Here is a 20,072-nt window from a genome sequence, read left to right as displayed (position 1 = left end):
GGTGAGTTCCAGCAATGATTCGTTTGTCCACCTGCACACCCACACCGAATATTCCATGCTGGATGGAGCGGCCCGCCTGGGGGAGCTGTTCGATGAGACCGAACGCCTTGGCATGCCGGCCCTCGCCACCACAGACCACGGCTACCTGTTCGGCGCGTTCGACTTCTGGCGCAAAGCCACGGACAAGGGCATCAAGCCGATCATCGGCGTCGAAGCCTATGTGACGCCCGGTACTGCCCGGACGGACAAGGAACGCGTGCGCTGGGGCGATGAATCCCAGCGCAAGGACGACGTCTCCGGCGGTGGGTCCTACACCCACATGACCCTCCTGAGCTACAACAACGTGGGCATGCGGAACCTCTTCCGGGCCTCCTCCATCGCCTCCCTCGACTCAGTCTTCGGCAAGTGGCCGCGGCTGGACCGGGAACTGCTCAACACGTACTCAGAGGGGCTCATCGCCACCACGGGCTGCCCTTCCGGCGAGGTCCAGACCCGGCTCCGGCTCGGCCAGTACCGCGAAGCACTCGAGGCGGCGGCCGAGTTCCGGGACATTTTCGGTGCGGAGAATTACTTCTGCGAACTGATGGACCACGGGCTGGACATCGAGCGGCGGGTCACCGGCGACCTGCTGCGGTTGGCCAAGGACCTGAACCTGCCCCTGGTGGCCACGAACGACCTCCACTACACGCATGAGCACGACGCCAAGGCGCACGAGGCCCTGCTGGCCATCCAGTCCGGCTCCACGCTGCTGGAACCCACCTATGACAACGGCGGCTCCCGGTTCGCCTTCTCCGGCAGCGGCTACTACCTGAAGTCCCCGCAGGAGATGCGGGAGCTCTTCCGCGACCACCCGGAGGCGTGCGACAACACGCTGCTGATCGCCGAACGCTGCGAAGTGTCCTTCAACACCGACGCCAACTTCATGCCGCGGTTCCCCTGCCCGCCCGGCGAGGACGAGACCTCCTGGCTGGTCAAGGAAGTGGACAAGGGCCTGCAGTACCGCTACCCGGGCGGCATCCCGGATGAAGTTCGCAAGCAGGCCGACTACGAGCTCGGCGTCATCACCTCCATGGGTTTCCCCGGCTACTTCCTGGTGGTTGCCGACTTCATCAACTGGGCCAAGAACAACGGCATCCGGGTGGGCCCCGGGCGTGGTTCGGGTGCAGGCTCCATGGTGGCCTACGCCATGCGCATCACCGACCTCGACCCCCTGCGCCACGGGCTGATCTTTGAACGGTTCCTCAACCCGGACCGCGTCTCCATGCCCGACTTCGACGTCGACTTCGATGACCGGCGCCGCTCGGAAGTCATCGACTACGTCACCCGCAAGTACGGTGACGAGCGCGTCGCGATGATCGTCACCTACGGCACCATCAAGACCAAACAGGCCCTCAAGGACTCCTCCCGCGTCCTGGGCTACCCGTTCAGCATGGGCGAGACGCTGACCAAGGCCCTGCCGCCGGCCGTGATGGCCAAGGACATTCCCCTGGCGGACATCCAGAATCCGGAGTCCAAGCGCTACAGCGAAGCAGGGGACTTCCGGCAGCTGATCGCCACCGACCCCGAAGCCGCCAAGGTCTTCGAAACGGCCCTGGGCATCGAAGGCCTGAAGCGCCAGTGGGGCGTGCACGCCGCCGGCGTCATCATGTCCTCGGACCCCATCATCGACGTCATCCCCATCATGCGCCGCTTCCAGGACGGCCAGGTGATCACCCAGTTCGACTACCCGACGTCCGAGGGCCTTGGCCTGATCAAGATGGACTTCCTGGGCCTGCGGAACCTGACGATCATTTCCGATGCCCTCGAGAACATCAAGATGAACCGCGGCATCGACCTGGACCTGGAAAACCTTGAGCTGGACGATGCCCCGTCCTACGAGCTCCTGGCCCGCGGCGACACCCTGGGCGTGTTCCAGCTCGACGGCGGTCCCATGCGGTCGCTGCTCAAGCTCATGAAGCCTGACAACTTCGAAGACATCTCCGCCGTCCTGGCGCTCTACCGTCCGGGTCCCATGGGCGCCAACGCCCACACCGACTATGCGCTGCGCAAGAACGGGATCCAGGAAGTCATCCCCATCCACCCGGAGCTGGAGGAGCCCCTCAAGGAAATCCTCGGTGGGACCTATGGCCTGATCGTGTACCAGGAGCAGGTCATGGCCGTGGCGCAGAAGCTGGCCGGCTACTCGTTGGGCCAGGCAGACATCCTCCGCCGCGCCATGGGCAAGAAGAAGAAATCCGAGCTGGACAAGCAGTTCGCCGGCTTCTCCCAGGGCATGCAGGACAACGGCTACTCCATGGAGGCCGTCAAGACTCTCTGGGACATCCTGCTGCCCTTCTCCGACTACGCCTTCAATAAAGCCCACTCGGCCGCCTATGGCGTGATCTCGTACTGGACCGCCTACCTCAAGGCCCACTACGCCCCTGAATACATGGCGGCGCTGCTGACCTCGGTGGGCGATGACAAGGACAAGTCGGCCATCTACCTCAACGAGTGCCGGCGCATGGGCATCACCGTGCTTCCGCCGGACGTCAACGAGTCCGCCCTGAACTTCACTCCGGTGGGCAACGACATCCGCTTCGGCATGGGCGCCATCCGCAACGTGGGCGTCAACGCCGTGGAAGCCATGGTGGCAGCCCGCGAAAGCGAGGGAGCGTTCACCTCCTTCAAGGACTACCTGATGAAGGTCCCGGCCGTGGTCTGCAACAAGCGGACCATCGAGTCCCTGATCAAATCCGGCGCGTTCGACTCGCTGGGCCACCACCGCCGCGCCCTGGCCATGATCCACGAAGAGGCCATCGACTCCGTCATCACCCTCAAGCGCAACGAGGCCATCGGCCAGTTCGACCTCTTCGCCGGTTTCGAAGACGCCGGGGCGGAATCGTCCTCCCTGAGCATCGAGATCCCGGACCTGCCCGAGTGGGAAAAGAAGGACAAGCTCTCCTTCGAACGGGACATGCTGGGCCTGTACGTATCGGACCATCCGCTGCAGGGCCTGGAGGGACTCCTGGCCCAGCATGCAGAGATGAGCATTACCTCCATCATCGGCGAGGACGGGCCGCAGGACGGAGCGATCATCACGATCGCCGGCATGATCACGTCCCTGAGCCGCCGCATCGCAAAAGCCAGCGGCAATGCCTACGCCCGGGCCGAGGTGGAGGACCTGGGCGGCTCGATCGAAGTCATGTTCTTCGGGCAGGTCTATGGGCCGATCGCCTCCGTACTGGCGGAGGACCTGATCGTGGTGGTCAAGGGCCGGCTGCAGAAGCGCGACGACGGCGCCATCACGCTCAACTGCATGGAGCTTTCCGTCCCGGACCTGAGCGAAGGGCTGCACGGGCCCCTGGTCATCACCATGCCCACCCACAAAGCCACCGAGGCCGTGGTCACGGAGCTCGGCGACGTCCTGCGCACCCACCGGGGCAACTCGGAGGTGCGGCTGCACCTGCAGGGTGACACCCGGACCGAAATCATGGGCCTGCCCGTCCACCTTCGGGTGAACCCCAGCCCGTCGCTGTTCGGCGACCTGAAGGTCCTGCTGGGCCCGGCCTGCCTGGACGCCTGACAAACAGGCGGCCGACGGCGGGAATCACCTCCCGCCGTCGGCCGCCTTTTTGCTGCGCCGGTCCGTGGGCGTCAGATCTCGTAGTCCAGCGGGACCGGCTGCCCATAGGCGCCGCCGTGGTACAGCAGCGGCGATCCTTCGCCGCCCACCTGGCCGTCCACTACCTGGACCACCACCACGGCGTTGTTCTCGAACGAGAGCCGCATCTGGATCTCGCCGATCAGCCAGCCGGCAACATCCTTGAGGATGGGCACCCCGTGCGGACCGATCTCCCAATGGTTGCCTTCGAAGCGGTTGCCGGGGCGGGCAAAGCGGGCCGCCAGCTCCTGGTTCTCCAGCCCCAGCATGTGCACCCCCAGGTACTGGGTGTTGGCCACGGCGGGCCAGGACCTGGAGCTGCGCGCCATGTTGAACGTGAAGCGCGGCGGCTTCGCCGACAGGGACGCCACGGAGGTTGCCGTGAAGCCGTAGGGCTCATCCTGGTAATTCACGGTGATAATGGCGACGCCCGCGGCATGCCGGCGGAACATCTCCCTGAACGTCTGCTCGAACGGCTCGCTGTTGTCGGTCACCGGAACTCCTGAACTAAGTGGCGTAACTCTTTCCCCAAGCGTATTGGCCCACGGTCACGGCGGGAAAACAGGCGGCGGCCGCACCACGGCGGATGGCCTTGCAGGAACCTTTGTTAAGGTGTGTTGCATGACGAACTTCGCCCGCCCCGCCAGGCGGCTGCTGCCATGGTCCGTGCTGCTGGTCCCGGCGGCCGCGGGCATCCCGGCGGGCATCCTCTGGTGGGTCCTTGCCCCGGGCGGATTGAACCTGATCACCCGCGACCCAGCCCTGGCGGCCGGCACCGTGCCCCTGGTCTGGCTGCCGCGCGATCTCACGCTCGCAGGCATCCTGGTGCTGGCCGGCTGCCTGCTGGCCGTATTCCTGGCGGACGGCAAGCGCCCGGACCCGCAGGCGGCACTGCTCACCGGCCTGGCCGGGGCGTTCGCGGGCAGCGCCGTGGCATGGGGGACAGGTGTCCTGGCGGGACGGCTGTGGGGTCCGGCCGTCGACACGTCGGCAAACGCCAGCATCGCCTTCTCCCTGCGGGCGTGGCCGGTCCTGCTGCTCTGGCCCGCCGCCACGGCCGTCTCGGTCTTCATCCTTGAACTGGTGGGCACCACGGGCAGAAAGCCTGATTCAGCCGGCGCGGAAACAGCAGGCGTGCACAGCCCCGTAAAATAGAGCGGTGACCACATCCCCGGAGTTTCCTGCCCCCGTGACCGCCGCCGTCGAGTTCCGCACCATTGACCTTCGGGGCCGCCACTTGAGCCTTCCGGCACTTCGCGCCGCGGTGCCACGCGCGAAGGGACAGACCGTGGCGGACGCCGAGGAAAAGGTCCTGCGGATCATTTCCGCCGTCCGGGAGCGCGGCTTCGCGGCGCTGGCAGAGCTGGCCGAACGGTTCGACGGCGTGGCGCAGGAGCACCCGCTGGTCCCCGGGGAGGCACTCGCCGCAGCGCTGGACCAGCTGGATCCGGCCGTGCGGGCTGCCCTGGAGGAATCCATCAGCCGGGCACGGAAGTTCGCGGACGGGCAGCGCCCGCGCAATGTCGACGTCGAACTGGGCGACGGCGCAGTGGTCAGCCAGAACTGGGTTCCGGTGGCCCGCGTGGGGCTGTACGTTCCCGGCGGCCTTGCCGTGTACCCGTCATCGGTGATCATGAACGTCGTGCCCGCACTGGCGGCGGGTGTGGAGTCCATCGCCCTGGCCTCGCCGCCCCAGAAGGAGTTCGGCGGGCTGCCGCACCCCACCATCCTGGCGGCCGCGTCGCTGCTGGGCATCACTGAGGTTTACGCCATCGGCGGGGCCCAGGCCATTGCAGCCTTCGCTTACGGCGTCGAAGCGACGGAGGCAGGTCCGGCCCTGGAGCCCGTGGACGTGGTCACCGGCCCCGGCAACATCTTCGTTGCCACGGCCAAACGCCTGGTTAAGGGCGTCGTCGGCATTGATTCAGAGGCCGGAACCACGGAAATCGCCATCCTGGCGGACGACTCCGCCCAGCCCGCCCTGGTTGCCGCCGACCTGCTCAGCCAGGCGGAGCACGATCCGAAGGCAGCCTCGGTCCTCATTACCGATTCCGAGGAGCTCGCCGCCGCCGTGCGTGCTGAACTGGCACTGCAGGCCGCCGCCACCAAGCACTCGGCCAGGGTGCAGGAGGCGCTGTCCGGTCCCCAGTCCGGCGTCGTGCTGGTGGACGGCCTCGAGCAGGGAATCGCTGCCTGTGACGCGTACGCAGCGGAGCACCTGGAAATCATGACCCGGGACGCTGCCGCCGTGGCCGCCCGCATCCGGAACGCGGGCGCGATCTTCGTGGGGGACTACAGCCCCGTCAGCCTTGGCGACTACTGCGCCGGCTCCAACCACGTGCTGCCCACCAGCGGTACGGCAGCCTTTTCCTCCGGGTTGAACGTGACCACATTCCTGCGCGCCATCCAGGTGGTCAACTACAGCCGGGAAGCCCTGGCCGAGGTCAGCGGACACATCGTGAGCCTGTCCCGGGCCGAGGATCTTCCGGCCCACGGGGACGCGGTGACGGCCCGGTTCCCGGGCGATCGGTGATACCACTACATGTAGTAATTACAGGATTGTTATTACCCCACATCTGCCCGTAAACTGGGAACGCCACGGCATCGCCCCCCGGCGGTGCTGGTGGCTTCCAACGCCGTTGCACACCACAACCGAAAAGGGGGAACGCCATGTACTGCCCGTTCTGCCGCAACCCTGATTCCCGCGTGGTGGATAGCCGGATGGCTGATGACGGCTCGGCCATCCGCAGGCGCCGGCAATGCCCGGAATGCGGCCGCCGGTTCACCACGGTGGAAACCACCAGCCTGTCCGTGATCAAACGTTCCGGCGTGGGCGAGCCCTTCAGCCGCAGCAAGGTGATCAACGGCGTGCGCAAGGCGTGCCAGGGGCGCCCCGTGAGCGAGGATGACCTCGCCATGCTGGCCCAGGAAGTCGAAGAGCAGATCCGTGCCTCGGGCGCCGCCGAAATCGATGCGCACGAGGTAGGCCTGGTGATCCTCGGGCCGCTGCAGAAACTCGACGAGGTAGCCTACCTTCGCTTCGCCAGCGTGTACCAGGCCTTTGAGTCCCTCGAGGACTTCGAGACTGCCATTGCCCTGCTCCGCCACGAGGCCGGGGAAGGCGCCAAGGGCGCAGCCAAGAGCTCCGAGAAGAGCCCCCTCTAGAACTCCGGTGGCGGCAGCGGAGGGGAAGCCGCAGCCGCCACCGGCACCACTCCTACTTGGCCAGGTTGTGCTGGAGTGCGATTTCCAGCGCCGCACCCACGATGCCTGCCTCGTTGCGGAGGACCGCCGGGACAATCGGGGTACGGAGCTTGAGGTTGGGAAGGTACTCGTCGGCGCGCTTTGAAATCCCGCCGCCCACGATGAACAGTTCCGGCGAGAACAGGAACTCCACGTGCGAGAAGTAGCGCTGCAGCAGCACGCTGTACTCGTCCCAGGACAGCCCGTCACGTTCGCGGGCAACGGCGGACGCCTTGGATTCGGCATCGTGGCCGTCAATTTCAAGGTGCCCCAGCTCTGCGTTGGGGACCAGCTTTCCGTCAAAGATGAAGGCTGAACCGATGCCGGTACCGAGCGTGATCACCAGGACAGTGCCGGCGACGCCTTCGCCGGCCCCGTAGCGTGCCTCTGCCAGGCCTGCGGCGTCCGCATCATTGATGACTTCCACCGGCCGGCCGAGCCGGGCCGTGAGGAGGGCGTCGATGTCCGTGTCCAGCCAGCTCTTGTCCACATTGGCTGCGGAGTGGACCACGCCGTGCTGGATGATGCCGGGAAAGGTCACGCCCACGGGGGAGCCGGCTTCCGGGGCCTCGGGGCGTGCCGAGAGTTCGGCCACCACCAGGGCCACGGCCTCGGCTACGGCCTCAGGGGTGGCGGGCTGCGGGGTGGGCACCCGGAAGCGTTCTCCGAGGAGCTTGCCCTTCTTCAGGTCGACAATGCCGCCCTTGATGCCCGTACCACCGATGTCGATGCCGATCAGCGGTGCGTTCTTGTGCGACTTCTCGTCCTTCTTGGCCAATGGGATTCCGTTCTTGACAGGGGCGGGCAGGAAAAGGGGCGGCTTTGGGGGCGGCCCGTAACAGTAGTCCGGTCTGCACCGGCAGCATGCCCAGGGGGCACGGGCCGGGCTACGGCAGGGTAAGGATTTCGGCGCCGGTCTCGGTGACCAGCAGGGTGTGCTCGAATTGGGCGGTGCGCTTGCGGTCCCGTGTGACCACGGTCCAGTCATCGCTCCACATGTCCCATTCCACGGTGCCCAGCGTGAGCATCGGTTCGATGGTGAACACCATTCCCGCTTCGATCACGGTGTTGTAGGCAGGGGCGGCATCGTAGTGCGGGATGATGAGCCCGGTGTGGAAGGCCTCTCCGACGCCATGGCCGGTGAAGTCGCGGACCACGCCGTAGCCAAAGCGCTTGGCATAGGACTGGATGGCCCTGCCAATGACGTTGATTTCACGCCCCGGCGCCACGGCCTTGATGGCCCGGTTCAGCGACTCCTCCGTACGCTCCACCAGGAGCCGGGATTCCTCGTCCACGTCCCCTACCAGGAACGTGTAGTTGGTGTCTCCGTGGACGCCGTTGAGGTAGGCCGTGATGTCGATGTTCAGGATGTCGCCGTCCTGGACCACGGTGCTGTCCGGGATGCCGTGGCAGATGACCTCGTTCAAAGAGGAACACAGCGACTTGGGGAATCCGCGGTAACCGAGCGTGGACGGGTAGGCGTTATGGTCCAGCAGGAATTCGTGGCCCACTTTGTCCAGCTCGTCGGTGGTGACTCCCGGCTGGATGTGCTTGCCCACTTCCACGATGGCCTGCGCCGCGATCTTCCCGGCAATCCGGATCTTCTCGATGGTCTCCGCAGACTTGACTTCGGAGCCGGTGAATTTGGCGGGTGCCGGCTTGCCGACGTATTCCGGACGGGGGATGGACGCCGGGACGGGACGCTGCGGACTCAGGGTACCCGGGGTGAGGGTGCCAATGGGTGCAGTCGAGGCAAGGGAAGGCATAGATTGATCATATAAGGCACCACAGAACGCCTAACAACCGACAAGCTGGGGAGGGGGCGCGTAAGTGTTTGTGTTACGTGGATCACCCCGGGATTCCTGTCGCCGGAACGAGGAGCAACGATGACTGAGTACTGGTTCAACGTCAATACCCACGAAGTGGAAGAGGACCGGCTGTCGGACTGGAGCCAGCTCATTGGGCCCTACAAGACCCGCGAAGAAGCTGAGCACGCCATCGAGAAGGTCCGGGCGCGCAACGAGGCCTGGGAAAAGGGCGACGACGACTGACGGGCTGTTTCCTGCCTAGAACGAGTGTTCCGGGCCGGGGAACGTGCCGGAGCGGACGTCGTCCCCGTAGGCGGTGGCGGCGTCGTGCAGTGTGCTGCGCAGGTCCGCGTACTGCTTGACGAATTTGGCCATCCGGCCGCCGCGAAGCCCTGCCATGTCCTGCCAGACAAGGACCTGGCCCGTGGTGGCGTTCCCGGCCCCGATGCCCACAGTGGGCACGCCCACGGCGGCGTCAACCGCGGCGGCAGTCTCGGCCGGCACCATCTCCATCAGCACGCAAAACGCGCCGGCCTCCTCGAGGGCGTGGGCGTCCTCGATCAGCCGTTGGGCGTCGTCGCCGCGGCCCTGCACGCGGTAGCCGCCCAGGGCGTGTTCGCTCTGGGGCGTGAAGCCGATGTGGGCCATCACGGGGATGCCCGCCTGCACCATCGCGCGGACCGTGGGGGCGTAGTACTTCCCGCCCTCGATCTTCACCGCGTGGGCCAGCCCTTCCTTCAGGAACCTGACGCCCGCGCCGACGGCCTGTTCCGCGCTGACCTCGTAGCTGCCGAACGGCAGGTCGGCCACCACCAGGGCACGCTTGGCGGACCTGGCCACCGCCCGGCAGAGGGGGAGCAGTTCGTCAACGGTCACCGGGAGGCTGGTCTCATTGCCAAAGACGTTGTTGGACGCCGAGTCTCCGACCAGGAGCACCTCGATGCCGGCAGCATCGAAGATCTCGGCCGTGTACTGCTCGTACGCCGTGAGCATGGCGAACCTGGTGCCGTCACGCTTGGCCTGCTGCAGGTGGTGGATGCGGACCTTGGCGGGCTTCCGTTCGGCAGGAACCGGCACGCCGGGGCCGTTGCCGTACGGGGCGGGTACTTCTGCGGACGCGCTGGAGTCGGAGCTGTTGGAGGCCATGGGATGAGCGTAGTGCGGCACCGGCCGTCCTAGCTAGCTACCGCGGGCATCCCGGCAAAAAGGTGATAAGCGCCATAGCTCCGCGCCGGGACGGGGTGCCGGGTATCGCTGGAAACCGCGCCTGGGGGCATGTTTTGGGGACCGCCAGGTTAATGCTGTGTTACGCACGGCGCAGGCTCAAGCATCGGCGCCGAATGATTAGTACAGTGATGATGAACTGCTGCCGGCTTTCCCCTTTGCGCGGACCCCGGAGCATGGACGTTGACCGGAGAAGAGGCCATCATGGACCGCCAGCAAGAATTTGTCCTGCGCACAATCGAAGAGCGCGACGTACGTTTCGTGCGCCTGTGGTTCACCGACGTCGTGGGTTCGCTGAAGTCCGTGGCGCTGGCCCCGGCGGAGGTCGAGGGCGCATTCGAGGAAGGCCTGGGGTTCGACGGTTCCTCCATTGAAGGCCTGGCCCGTGTTTTCGAATCCGACATGCTGGCCCAGCCGGATCCCGCCACCTTCCAGATCCTGCCGTGGCGCGGCGAGACCGAGCAGACGTCCAGGATGTTCTGCGACATCCTGACCCCCGACGGCGAGCCCTCCGCCGCCGATCCGCGCAACGTGCTCAAGCGGACCCTCGCCAAGGCCGCGGACATGGGCTTCACCTGCTACACCCACCCCGAGATCGAGTTCTACCTGCTCAAGTCGCACGAGCCGGGTCCGAACGGTGCTCCTGTTCCGGTGGACGAGGGCGGCTACTTTGACCATGTCCCCGGCGGCGTGGCCCAGGACTTCCGGCGCACCGCGGTGACCATGCTGGAATCGGTCGGCATTTCCGTGGAATTCAGCCACCACGAGGCAGGCCCGGGCCAGAACGAGATCGATCTCCGCTACGCGGACGCCCTGCAGACGGCGGACAACATCATGACGTTCCGCACCGTCATCAAGGAAGTGGCGCTGCAGCAGGGCACCTACGCCACGTTCATGCCCAAGCCGTTCACCGACCACCCCGGCTCCGGCATGCACACGCACTTCTCCCTGTTCGAAGGTGACAGCAACGCGTTCTTCGAAGCAGGGGCTGAGTTCCAGCTGTCCAAGACGGCCCGGCAGTTCATCGCCGGCATCCTCAAGCACGCCCCGGAATTCACGGCCGTCACCAACCAGTTCGTCAACTCCTACAAGCGCCTGTGGGGCGGCGGCGAAGCACCCAGCTACCTCAGCTGGGGCCACAACAACCGCTCCGCGCTGGTCCGCGTGCCGCTGTACAAGCCCGGCAAGGGCCAGTCCGCCCGAATCGAGTACCGCGGCATCGACTCCGCCGCGAACCCGTACCTTGCCTACGCCGTGCTGCTCGGCGCGGGCCTGAAGGGCATCGAGGAGGGCTACGACCTTCCGGCCGCGGCAGAGGACGATGTCTGGTCGCTGAGCTCCGCGGAACGCCGCGCCATGGGCCATGACCCGCTCCCGGCCAGCCTGCACGATGCCATCCGTTCCATGGAGGACTCGGAGCTGATGCCGCAGATCCTGGGCGAACAGGTTTACGAGCACTTCCTGCGCAACAAGCGCGCCGAATGGCAGGACTACCGGCTTCAGGTGACGCCCTACGAGCTGCAGCGCAACCTCGGCATCCTCTAGGTGCCCGGCGTGAGCCTGGCACGCCGCCTGATCGCGGCCGGATTCAGCGACCTGGAGAAGGGCGAACGGTTCCTTGCCGCGCGCGAACTTGAGGGGCTGGACCAGGACAGGCTCTTTGCCGGGCTGCAGCTGGCCGCGAGCCCGGACACTGCCCTGCAGTCCCTGGTCCGGCTGATTGAAAAGCACCCGCAGCTGCGTGACCTGGCGGCCGCTGACGCGGAGGACAGCGAGCCCATGTACCGGGTCCTGGGCGCTTCCGAGGCCCTGGGGGAGTTCCTCATCAGGCACCCGGAACACCTGGAGGCCTTCCGGGTCCGGGCCAGTCCCGAGCCGCTGCCTGCCGACCCGGGCCGGCTGCGCACCACCCTCCTGCAGGCTGTGGGCGCCGACCCCCGCGCCGCACGTCCCGTGGCCGCCGCCACCGGCGCGGACGCCTACGCTGCCCTGCGCACGGCCTACCGGCGCGGACTGGTGGACCTCGCCGTCAAGGACCTCTGCGCCGCGGACCCGCTGGACTTCCTGCCATCGGTGGGCGGTGAACTGGCGGACCTGGCCGCGGCCGCCATCGAGGCTGCCCTCGCCGTATCCCGCGCTGAAGCGGCGGAGCAGCACAGCGCTGCCGACGTCGCCGACGTCGGCCTGGCAGTCATCGGCATGGGCAAATGCGGTGCCCGGGAACTGAACTACATTTCCGACGTCGACGTCATCTACGTCGTGGACGCCGGCAGCCTGGAGGACGCCCAGGCCAACACCATCGGCACGGCGCTGGCGAGCGGCATCTCCCGGGCGATCTCCTCGGTCGCGAGGGAACCCGGACTGTGGGAGGTGGACGCGAACCTGAGGCCCGAGGGCAAATCGGGGCCGCTGGTCCGCACCCTCGCCTCCCACGAGACGTACTACGCCAGGTGGGCCGAAAGCTGGGAATTCCAGGCGCTGCTCAAGGCCCGTGCCATCGCGGGCGACGCCGCACTGGGCCGGGCGTACGAGGAAGCCGTGGCGCCGCTGATCTGGAGCTCGGCCGGCCGGGAGGGCTTCGTCGAGTCCGTCCAGGCGATGCGGCGCCGGGTCACCGAGAACATTCCGGCCGCCGAGGAGCAGCGCCAGATCAAGCTGGGCCGCGGCGGACTGCGCGACGTTGAATTCACCGTCCAGCTGCTCCAGCTGGTCCATGGCAAGGCGGATGAGACATTACGACGGCGGGACACCACCTCTGCGATCGCTGCCCTGTCAGCGGGCGGTTACATTGGCCGTTCCGACGCGGCGGCCTTCGACAACGCCTACCGTTACCTGCGGCTCCTGGAGCACCGGATCCAGCTGTTCCAGCTGCGCCGCACCCACCTCATGCCGGTGGCGGAGCCGGCGCTGCGCTCGTTGGCCAAAGCCGTCCTGGGGCCGTTCTCCAACGAACGGCCCAGCCCGGACTCCCTGCTGTCCGCGTGGCAGCGGACCAAGCGCTCGGTCCGTGAACTGCACGAGCGAATCTTCTACCGGCCGCTGCTGAATACGGCAGCCAAACTCAGCAGCGAGGACGCCAGGCTGACCCCCGAGGCGGCGCAGGGACGGCTTGCGGCGCTCGGATACCGGGACCCGCAGGGGGCGATGCGCCACATTGAGGCGCTGACCGCCGGTGTGAGCCGCCGGGCCGCCCTGCAGCGCCAGCTCCTGCCCATCCTGCTCGACTGGCTCGCCGAGGGCGTGGACCCGGACGCAGGCCTTCTGGCCTTCCGCCGCGTCAGCGAAGCCCTGGGCACCACCCACTGGTACCTGGGCCTGCTCCGCGACTCCAACGCCGCCGCTGAACGCCTGTGCCACATGCTGTCCAACTCCCGGCTCATCGCGGACCTGCTCGAGGTCTCGCCGGAATCGGTGGCATGGCTGGGACAGGACAAGGACCTGGTTCCCGTGGGCTTTGAAGCCCAATGGCAGGAGATCACGGCAAAGATGTCCCGGCACGAGGATCCGGAGAGTGCCATGCGCCTGATCCGGCTGATCCGTCGGCGGGAAATCCTGCGCATCGCCATCGCCGATTCGGCGGGCCTCCTGGACCAGGAACAGGTGGGCAGCGCCTTGGCGGACACGGACCGCGCCGCCGTCCTGGGCGCGCTGCGGGTGGCGGAAGGAATAGTCTCTGCCGCCGGCCCGCTCAAAACCACGGTGCTGGTGGTGGCCATGGGCCGGCAGGGCGGCCGGGAGATCGGCTACGGCTCTGACGCCGACGTCATGTACGTCCACAGGGCGCTGCCCGGCTTTACCGAAGCGGAGGCGCAGGAACAGGCGGCCCGCATCGTGGCGAAGGTGTCCAGCCTCCTCACGCAACCCCTGAAGCCGGCCATCATGGCGGAACGGGTCCTCCAAATGGACGCCGACCTCCGTCCCGAGGGGAAAAACGGGGCCATGGTGCGCTCCCTGGACTCCTTCGCCGAGTACTACCGCCGCTGGTCCCTGATCTGGGAAGCCCAGGCGCTCCTGCGGGCACGGCCCATGGCCGGCGATGATGCCCTGGCCGCTGATTTCCTCTCGCTGATCGATCCCATCCGGTACCCGGAAACTGTGGCGGAGCAGGACGTACGGGAGATCCGGCGCATCAAGGCCAGGGTGGAATCGGAGCGGTTGCCGCGCGGCGCAGACCCAGCACGGCACCTCAAACTCGGCCGCGGCGGCCTCAGCGACGTTGAGTGGCTGGTGCAGCTGCTGCAGCTCCAGCATGCCGGGAAACACCCGGAACTCCGGACCACATCCACGCTGGAAGCCCTCACCGCAGCAGCGGAACTTGGACTGTTGGATGCTGCCGACGCCGGTTTGCTGGCCGAGGCCTGGCGGCTGGCCAGCCGCATCCGGTCCGCCAATGTCATCTGGAACGGCAAGGCTTCCGATCTCCTGCCATCCTCCCGCCGCGACCTTGAGGCCGTGGCGCGCTGGTGCGGCTACGAGCCGGGACACGCCGCCGCGCTGGAGGAAGACTATTTGCGGGTGAGCCGCCGCGCCCGGGCTGTTTTTGAACGTGTCTTCTATGGGCACTGACTGGGTCTGGCTCATCCCGCTCCGGGACCTGGACGCGGATGCCCGCGCCATCCAGTTGGGCGCCATCGCGGACATGTCGCTCCTGGCAGGCCAGGAACGTTTCGTGGGCGACCCCCTGCGCATGGCGCTGGCAGGCCTGGCCGAGGAATCACGGTATCCCTACGTCGTGGAAGCCGGCGGGAACGCATCCGGTGTCCTGACCCTCCAGGCGGGGGCGGCCAGCCTTGCCGGGTGGCCCGACGACAAGTCAGCGTGGCTGCTGCGGGGCTTCCTCATCGACAGCCGGCACCAGGGCAGGGGGCTGGGCACGCTGGCGGCCACCGCCGCTGTGGAGGCCGCACGCAAGCTCACCGTCCGGCACCAAAGCCGCGAGTCCGGCGTCGTGCTTTCCGTCAATGAGGAGAACCATGCGGGACTCTCCGCGTACCGCCGCGCCGGTTTCGTCGACGCAGGGCCGTACCTCGGCGTTTCCGCGGGGCCGCAGCGGACCATGTTCCACAGCTTCGCTGCCGCCGTACCGGCGTAACGCGCCGGACCGGCATTGCGCTTAGCAAGCGTTTGCCCGATTATGTGGATGGCGGTGTTCTCCAACCTTGTTGGGGGGAAGGCTGGACAGTCTTCGTCTCGGGGGGCATTCGTCAGGGGGTCCGGCTCCCGGTCTCAGCACGTCTGGAGGCGGGCCCCCACCTTACGGTCTCCGTCCGCGGCCTTGACGGCCCGGACAACGCAAAAGGCGGCCACCGGATGAACCGGTGGCCGCCTTTGCTGCTTCAGCGCTCCTGCGGGGGCAGGCCGCAGACTAGACGCCGTAGTAGAGCTCGAACTCGTAGGGGTTCGGGCGCAGGGACAGCGGACGGATCTCGTTCTCGTACTTGTACTCGATCCAGGTGTCGATCAGGTCCTGGGTGAAGACGCCGCCGGCCTGCAGGAACTCGTTGTCCTCGCGCAGAGCCTCCAGGGCTTCCTCGAGCGTGCCCGGAGCCTTGGGGATGTCCTTGGCTTCCTCGGCCGGGAGCTCGTAGAGGTCCTTGTCGATGGGAGCCGGGGGCTCGATGCGGTTGCGGATGCCGTCAATGCCGGCCATCAGCTGGGCAGCGAAGGCCAGGTAGGGGTTGGAGGAGGGGTCCGGTGCGCGGAATTCGATGCGCTTGGCCTTGGGGTTGGAGCCCGTGATGGGGATGCGGATACCGGCGGAGCGGTTGCCCTGCGAGTAGACCATGTTGACCGGGGCTTCGAAGCCCTTGACCAGGCGGCGGTAGGAGTTCACCGTCGGGTTGGTGAAGGCCAGGACGGCGGAGGAGTGCTGCAGCAGGCCGCCGATGTACCAGCGGGCGGTGTCGGACAGGCCGGCGTAGCCCTTCTCGTCGTAGAACAGCGGCTCGCCACCGTTCCACAGCGACTGGTGGCAGTGCATGCCGGAGCCGTTGTCACCGAAGACCGGCTTCGGCATGAAGGTAACGGACTTGCCCCAGGCGTCAGCGGTGTTCTTGATGACGTACTTGAACTTCTGCAGGTCATCGGCAGCGTGGGTCAGCGTGGTGAACTTGTAGTTGATCTCGGCCTGGCCGGCGGATCCAACTTCGTGGTGGCTGCGCTCGACCTCGAGGCCGGCTTCGTCCAGGGCAACGCACATGGCGTCGCGCAGGTCAGCCTGCTTGTCGGTGGGGGAAACCGGGAAGTAACCGCCCTTGACGGGGGTCTTGTAGCCCAGGTTGCCGCCTTCTTCCTCGCGGCCGCTGTTCCAGTGGGCTTCCTCGGAGTCGATCTTGTAGAAGCTGCCCTCGGGGGAGGACTGGTACTGGACGTTGTCGAACACGAAGAACTCGGCTTCGGGAGCGAAGAACGCGGTGTCGGCGATGCCGGTGGAGGCCAGGTAGGCCTCGGCCTTCTCGGCTACTCCGCGGGGGTCGCGGTGGTACGGGTCACCGGTGCGCGGGTTGACGATCGAGAAGTTCAGCGCGAGGGTCTTCTCCATGCGGAAGGTGTCCAGGAACGCGGTGGTGACGTCCGGGATCAGCTGCATGTCAGATTCGGCGATGCCCTGGAATCCGCGGATGGAGGAACCGTCGAAGAGCTGTCCGTTGACGAAGAAATCAGCGTCAACACTCTTCGCGGGGACGTTGAAGTGCTGCTGGACACCCGGAAGGTCGGTGAAGCGGATATCGACGAACTTTACATCTTCGTCCTTGATGAACTTGAGGACTTCGTCCGCAGTCTTGAACATCTATGCTCCTAACGCATATGTAAATATCTGGCATGCACGCCATGTGATCCAGCGCAATCCAAAATCAGGGAGAACGCATGTTGTCCCTGTCGCGTGTACCTGCCGGGGGATTGCTTGAAACTTCTAACAGACTATGGATCCGGCATTTCCCGTCCATGTCCGCATTGTTTCGGGCAGGTTACAGAATGCCCTGCTATGACCACGGTATCGTCCGTCCACACAGTGGTCGAGCCCCATCCACAGTGTGGGCGCCTGCTGCCCCCGGGGTCGGTAAACTTGGACGGTGGTAGATCGCAAAGACATTGGCTCCTGGCTCACCGGACCTGACACCTCCGGCATCTCAAAGTATCCGGGGGAGCGCCTGGGGCTGCCGGAGTCCGGTCCCGGCTCCATTGCCCGGGCGGGGCGCAGGATCGTTGCGATCATGATCGACTGGGGCATCGCGTTGCTCATCAGCAATTTTGCCTTTGGCGGCGATCCCTGGGCCACGCTGGCGGTCTTCGCCATTGAACAGACCCTGCTGGTCGGCACCCTCGGCTACAGCATCGGCCACCGCATCATGGGCATCGCGGTGATCAAGCCGGGAGGCGGCACTCCGGGACCGCTGGCCGGCCTGGTCAGGGCAGTGCTCCTCTGCCTGGTTATCCCCGCAGTCATTTTCGACCCCGACCAGCGCGGCCTGCACGACAAGGCCATGAATACGCTCCTCATCCGGCGTTGACGCTCGGCCCTCCCGCGGGCAACGGCACACCAAGAGACAACGGCGCACGAAGGGCAACGGCGCCCCATGGCCATCGCCACTCTAAGCGCCCGCCGGGTGCTTCCGCCGGAAGGCCCGCGCATTCGTGACGATCACGCCGCCGACCACGATGGCGCCGCCCACAAACTGCGCGGCTGTGTGGACCTGTCCGGCCAGAATGGTCAGGACGGCGGTGAAGACAGTGATCAGGTTGAGGAACACGCCGGCACCGGCCGCCGGCAGCACCGTCAGGGCGCGGTTCCACAGCACGTAGGACAGTACCGACGGAAAAATCGCGATAAAGAGCAATGACGCCAACGCACTGCCCGTCCCAGGAAAAGCCAGGCCGCCCGTCGCGAACCGCACCGGGGCCAGCAGAGCCACCGCCACGGCTGCCTGCACTGCCGTAGCTGTGATCGGCGGGATCCTGGGCGCCAGGCGGCCAATGACCGTGTAGGCCGTCCAGACAACCACCGCCCCCACCATCAGCACCTCGCCGGTGCCGAAGCCGGCAGTGGCCAGCCGGCCCACATTCCCTCCGCTGATGACGATGAGGACGCCGGCCAGCGCCATCAGGACGCCGGCCACCGCCATCGGCGTGAGCCGCTCGCGCAGGAACACTGCGGCCGCCAGCGTGATCAGCGCCGGATTGAACGCGTTGATCAGCGAGGCATTGAACGCATCGTTGTGTTCCAAGGCGAAATACAGGAGAAGGTTGTAGCCCAGGAGCCCGCACACGCTGAGCGCCAGCAGCCACGGCCACGCAGCTGCAACGGACCGCCAGCAGGGATTCTCCACAAGCTGGGCTATCAGCAGCAGCGGCACCAGTGCGATCGCCCACCGCAGGAAGACCAGGCTCAGGGGGTCGATGCTGTGGACAGCGCCGGCGCCCACCACGTAGTTGCCGGCCCAGAACAGGGTTGCCCCCAGCAGGGAGAAGAGAGCGATTACCCGCCTGCGTCCCTGCGCGCGCGTGCCCGGCGTCCCGGCCTCCTGCGGCGGCGGTGACGTCAGTCCCTGCTCAACGGAGTCCACTGCGGCGTGCCTGTCCCGCTAGGCGCGGCTGGACTCGAGGGCCGGGGCGTCCGCTGCGCGGGCAGCGCTGAGGTACCCGCGGCGCCCGGCCCAGCGTTCGAACAGGAGGGTGGCGAACGGGAAGACCGCCGAGACACCTGCCAGTACGGCCACCAGGAACGGCCAGCGCTGCACCCGCCACAGCATGAGCGCGGCGACCCCGTAACCGATGAACAGGGCACCGTGGACAGGGCCCGCCACCTGGACGCCGAGCTCCGTGGTGCCGGCAATCCATTTGAAATACATGCCGGCGAGGAGCGCGGCCCAACTGCAGGCCTCGGCCACGGCGAGGATGCGGAAGGCGCGGATCACTGTTGTCCTGAGGGGCATGGTCATGTCCTGTCGTCGGGCGGTGCGCTGACCGCACATGTGATGGGAGGGCTGGGCGCGGCGGTTCGGGCACAAAGAAAAACGCCCCGGCTGCCGGCAGTGCCGGTACCGGGGCGTTCAACCAGCTAGCGTCCGCGGTTGGGACGGGCCTTGTAGGGGTCGATGCCCTTGGGAATGGGAAGCCTGCTGCCCATGGACGCGATGCGCTTGGATACCGTGCTGACTTCAAGTTTGGTCAGTTCGTTCTTCATCTTGCCCATCTGCTTGGCCACCTGGCTCAGCGGCACCTGGCCTTCGCCGCGGCCGGTCTGGATGGTGTGGACAGGAACGTTGGGCAGGATTCGCGCCAGGCGCTTGCGCTCGGCATCGAGCAGCGGCTTCACCCGGTGGGCGGGGCCCTCGCTGACAAGGACGACGCCGGGACGTCCTACGGCGCGGAACACGGCATCCTGCGTGCGCGGGTTGACGGCCACGGGCTGCTCTTCGGTGATCCAGCCGCGGCGGAGCGTGCCCAGGGCAGCGCCCGAAGCTCCGGGCTGGTTTTCGATCTGCGCGAACGCAGCACGCTCAGCGCGCCGGGACAGAATGAAGGTGGCCGCCAGCAGGCCGAGCGGAATGCCGATGATCAGGCCGGTAATCCAGTTATCCAGCCAGAAACCCACCAGGAAGCTCACGGCCACAACACCGAGGAACACCAGCAGCATGAGCCACGGAACCATGGGGTCGTGGCGGCGGGTCATGGTGAAGACCTCGCCGATCTGCTTGAGCCTGCTGGGCTTCTTGGCCTTAGCTTCCTTGGGCTTGCGCGTGAACAGGCCGCGCTTCACCGCGCTTGAGCCCGCCGGGGTGGAGTTGCTGGAGTCAGGGGATTTCGCCATAGTGCCTCAATTCTACGTGACTTAAACCAAAGGGCCGGACGCTGGAGTCTTCCGGCGTCCGGCCCTCTGCCACTTCACAAAGGAGACGTCACGAGTGTGCAGCGAGGAGGGTGCTGGCTTCCTGGCGGGTGGTGCCGGAGTCCTGGATGCCTTCGGCGATGTGGGCGAGTTCGGCGGGGATGTCGCGGCCTTTTTTGCGCATGGCGGTGGCCCAGAGGCGGCCGGCGCGGTAGGAGGAGCGGACCAGGGGTCCGGACATGACGCCGAGGAAGCCGATTTCTTCGGCTTCGTGCTGGAGGTCCACGAATTCCTGGGGTTTGACCCAGCGGTCCACGGGCAGGTGCCG

At 66.6% G+C, this 20,072-nt stretch carries 17 protein-coding genes and 1 pseudogene; 9 read left to right on the top strand and 9 right to left on the bottom strand.

The window, feature by feature from the left end:
* Window position 1: 1 nt before the first annotated feature.
* Entirely contained in the window at window positions 2-3,562 is a 3,561-nt protein-coding gene (gene dnaE / locus AB0280_RS20105) for a DNA polymerase III subunit alpha (RefSeq protein ID WP_159632231.1), read from the top strand.
* Window positions 3,563-3,633: 71 nt separating this feature from the next.
* Here dnaE and AB0280_RS20100 read toward each other — a convergent pair whose 3' ends face one another.
* Complete coding sequence (locus tag AB0280_RS20100) at window positions 3,634-4,134, bottom strand: flavin reductase family protein (protein ID WP_056331660.1); 501 nt, start codon at window positions 4,132-4,134, stop codon at window positions 3,634-3,636.
* 127 nt (window positions 4,135-4,261) lie between these two features.
* On the opposite strand from AB0280_RS20100, the gene AB0280_RS20095 reads away from it, so the two are divergent.
* From AB0280_RS20095 to nrdR, 3 genes are all read left to right on the top strand, one after another.
* Window positions 4,262-4,795, top strand: coding sequence for a hypothetical protein (locus AB0280_RS20095; protein WP_307489674.1), 534 nt, complete (start codon window positions 4,262-4,264; stop codon window positions 4,793-4,795).
* A 4-nt stretch (window positions 4,796-4,799) separates the two neighbouring features.
* Window positions 4,800-6,173 (top strand): histidinol dehydrogenase, encoded by a 1,374-nt coding sequence (gene hisD / locus AB0280_RS20090; RefSeq protein ID WP_307489672.1) that lies wholly within the window; start codon window positions 4,800-4,802, stop codon window positions 6,171-6,173.
* 137 nt (window positions 6,174-6,310) lie between these two features.
* Entirely contained in the window at window positions 6,311-6,805 is a 495-nt protein-coding gene (gene nrdR / locus AB0280_RS20085; protein ID WP_224025681.1) for a transcriptional regulator NrdR, read from the top strand.
* 52 nt (window positions 6,806-6,857) lie between these two features.
* On the opposite strand, the gene ppgK is transcribed toward nrdR, so the two are convergent.
* Window positions 6,858-7,661 (bottom strand): polyphosphate--glucose phosphotransferase, encoded by an 804-nt coding sequence (gene ppgK / locus AB0280_RS20080; protein WP_159632227.1) that lies wholly within the window; start codon window positions 7,659-7,661, stop codon window positions 6,858-6,860.
* Between the two features lie 109 nt (window positions 7,662-7,770).
* The gene (gene map / locus AB0280_RS20075; RefSeq protein ID WP_307489668.1) at window positions 7,771-8,649 is read right to left on the bottom strand and encodes a type I methionyl aminopeptidase; all 879 of its coding nucleotides are present in this window, start codon (window positions 8,647-8,649) and stop codon (window positions 7,771-7,773) included.
* A gap of 120 nt (window positions 8,650-8,769) precedes the next feature.
* Between map and AB0280_RS20070 the strand changes: the two genes are divergently transcribed.
* Window positions 8,770-8,934 carry an SPOR domain-containing protein gene (locus tag AB0280_RS20070; RefSeq protein ID WP_159632225.1) on the top strand — a complete coding sequence of 55 codons (165 nt, stop codon included), beginning with the start codon at window positions 8,770-8,772 and terminating at the stop codon, window positions 8,932-8,934.
* Window positions 8,935-8,949: 15 nt separating this feature from the next.
* On the opposite strand, the gene panB is transcribed toward AB0280_RS20070, so the two are convergent.
* Window positions 8,950-9,837 (bottom strand): 3-methyl-2-oxobutanoate hydroxymethyltransferase, encoded by an 888-nt coding sequence (panB, locus tag AB0280_RS20065; RefSeq protein ID WP_307489665.1) that lies wholly within the window; start codon window positions 9,835-9,837, stop codon window positions 8,950-8,952.
* 282 nt (window positions 9,838-10,119) lie between these two features.
* Between panB and glnA (AB0280_RS20060) the strand changes: the two genes are divergently transcribed.
* Genes glnA (AB0280_RS20060) through AB0280_RS20050 form a run of 3 tightly spaced genes read left to right on the top strand, consistent with a single transcriptional unit; the run spans window position 10,120 to window position 15,007 of the window.
* Entirely contained in the window at window positions 10,120-11,460 is a 1,341-nt protein-coding gene (glnA, locus tag AB0280_RS20060; RefSeq protein ID WP_141160830.1) for a type I glutamate--ammonia ligase, read from the top strand.
* A gap of 9 nt (window positions 11,461-11,469) precedes the next feature.
* Window positions 11,470-14,481: a bifunctional [glutamine synthetase] adenylyltransferase/[glutamine synthetase]-adenylyl-L-tyrosine phosphorylase gene (locus tag AB0280_RS20055; RefSeq protein WP_224025684.1), complete on the top strand. Its 3,012-nt coding sequence runs from the start codon at window positions 11,470-11,472 to the stop codon at window positions 14,479-14,481.
* On the top strand, window positions 14,471-15,007 hold the full coding sequence (locus AB0280_RS20050) for a GNAT family N-acetyltransferase (RefSeq protein ID WP_366368524.1): 537 nt from the start codon (window positions 14,471-14,473) through the stop codon (window positions 15,005-15,007). Before AB0280_RS20055 ends, AB0280_RS20050 begins: the two co-directional genes overlap by 11 nt.
* Window positions 15,008-15,280: 273 nt before the next feature.
* Here the strand turns inward: AB0280_RS20050 and glnA (AB0280_RS20045) are convergent, their stop codons facing one another.
* Complete coding sequence (gene glnA / locus AB0280_RS20045; RefSeq protein WP_159632210.1) at window positions 15,281-16,705, bottom strand: type I glutamate--ammonia ligase; 1,425 nt, start codon at window positions 16,703-16,705, stop codon at window positions 15,281-15,283.
* A gap of 283 nt (window positions 16,706-16,988) precedes the next feature.
* Between glnA (AB0280_RS20045) and AB0280_RS20040 the strand changes: the two genes are divergently transcribed.
* Window positions 16,989-17,426 carry an RDD family protein gene (locus AB0280_RS20040; protein ID WP_366368522.1) on the top strand — a complete coding sequence of 146 codons (438 nt, stop codon included), beginning with the start codon at window positions 16,989-16,991 and terminating at the stop codon, window positions 17,424-17,426.
* Window positions 17,427-17,507: 81 nt separating this feature from the next.
* Here the strand turns inward: AB0280_RS20040 and AB0280_RS20035 are convergent, their stop codons facing one another.
* The 4 genes and pseudogenes from AB0280_RS20035 to AB0280_RS20020 all read right to left on the bottom strand — a co-directional run.
* Window positions 17,508-18,479 carry a DMT family transporter gene (locus tag AB0280_RS20035; RefSeq protein WP_366368520.1) on the bottom strand — a complete coding sequence of 324 codons (972 nt, stop codon included), beginning with the start codon at window positions 18,477-18,479 and terminating at the stop codon, window positions 17,508-17,510.
* An 18-nt stretch (window positions 18,480-18,497) separates the two neighbouring features.
* Window positions 18,498-18,848: a DUF3817 domain-containing protein gene (locus AB0280_RS20030; RefSeq protein WP_224025688.1), complete on the bottom strand. Its 351-nt coding sequence runs from the start codon at window positions 18,846-18,848 to the stop codon at window positions 18,498-18,500.
* Window positions 18,849-18,973: 125 nt separating this feature from the next.
* Window positions 18,974-19,726, bottom strand: coding sequence for a DUF4191 domain-containing protein (locus AB0280_RS20025; RefSeq protein WP_159632207.1), 753 nt, complete (start codon window positions 19,724-19,726; stop codon window positions 18,974-18,976).
* A gap of 88 nt (window positions 19,727-19,814) precedes the next feature.
* Window positions 19,815-20,072: pseudogene (locus AB0280_RS20020) on the bottom strand (lipoyl synthase); the annotation flags it as partial.

The sequence above is a fragment of the Pseudarthrobacter sp. 902506025 genome (assembly GCF_040702325.1).
Lineage (GTDB): Bacteria > Actinomycetota > Actinomycetes > Actinomycetales > Micrococcaceae > Arthrobacter.
Note: the sequence above shows the minus strand (reverse complement) of the source record. Positions and strands in the feature narration are given on the sequence as shown.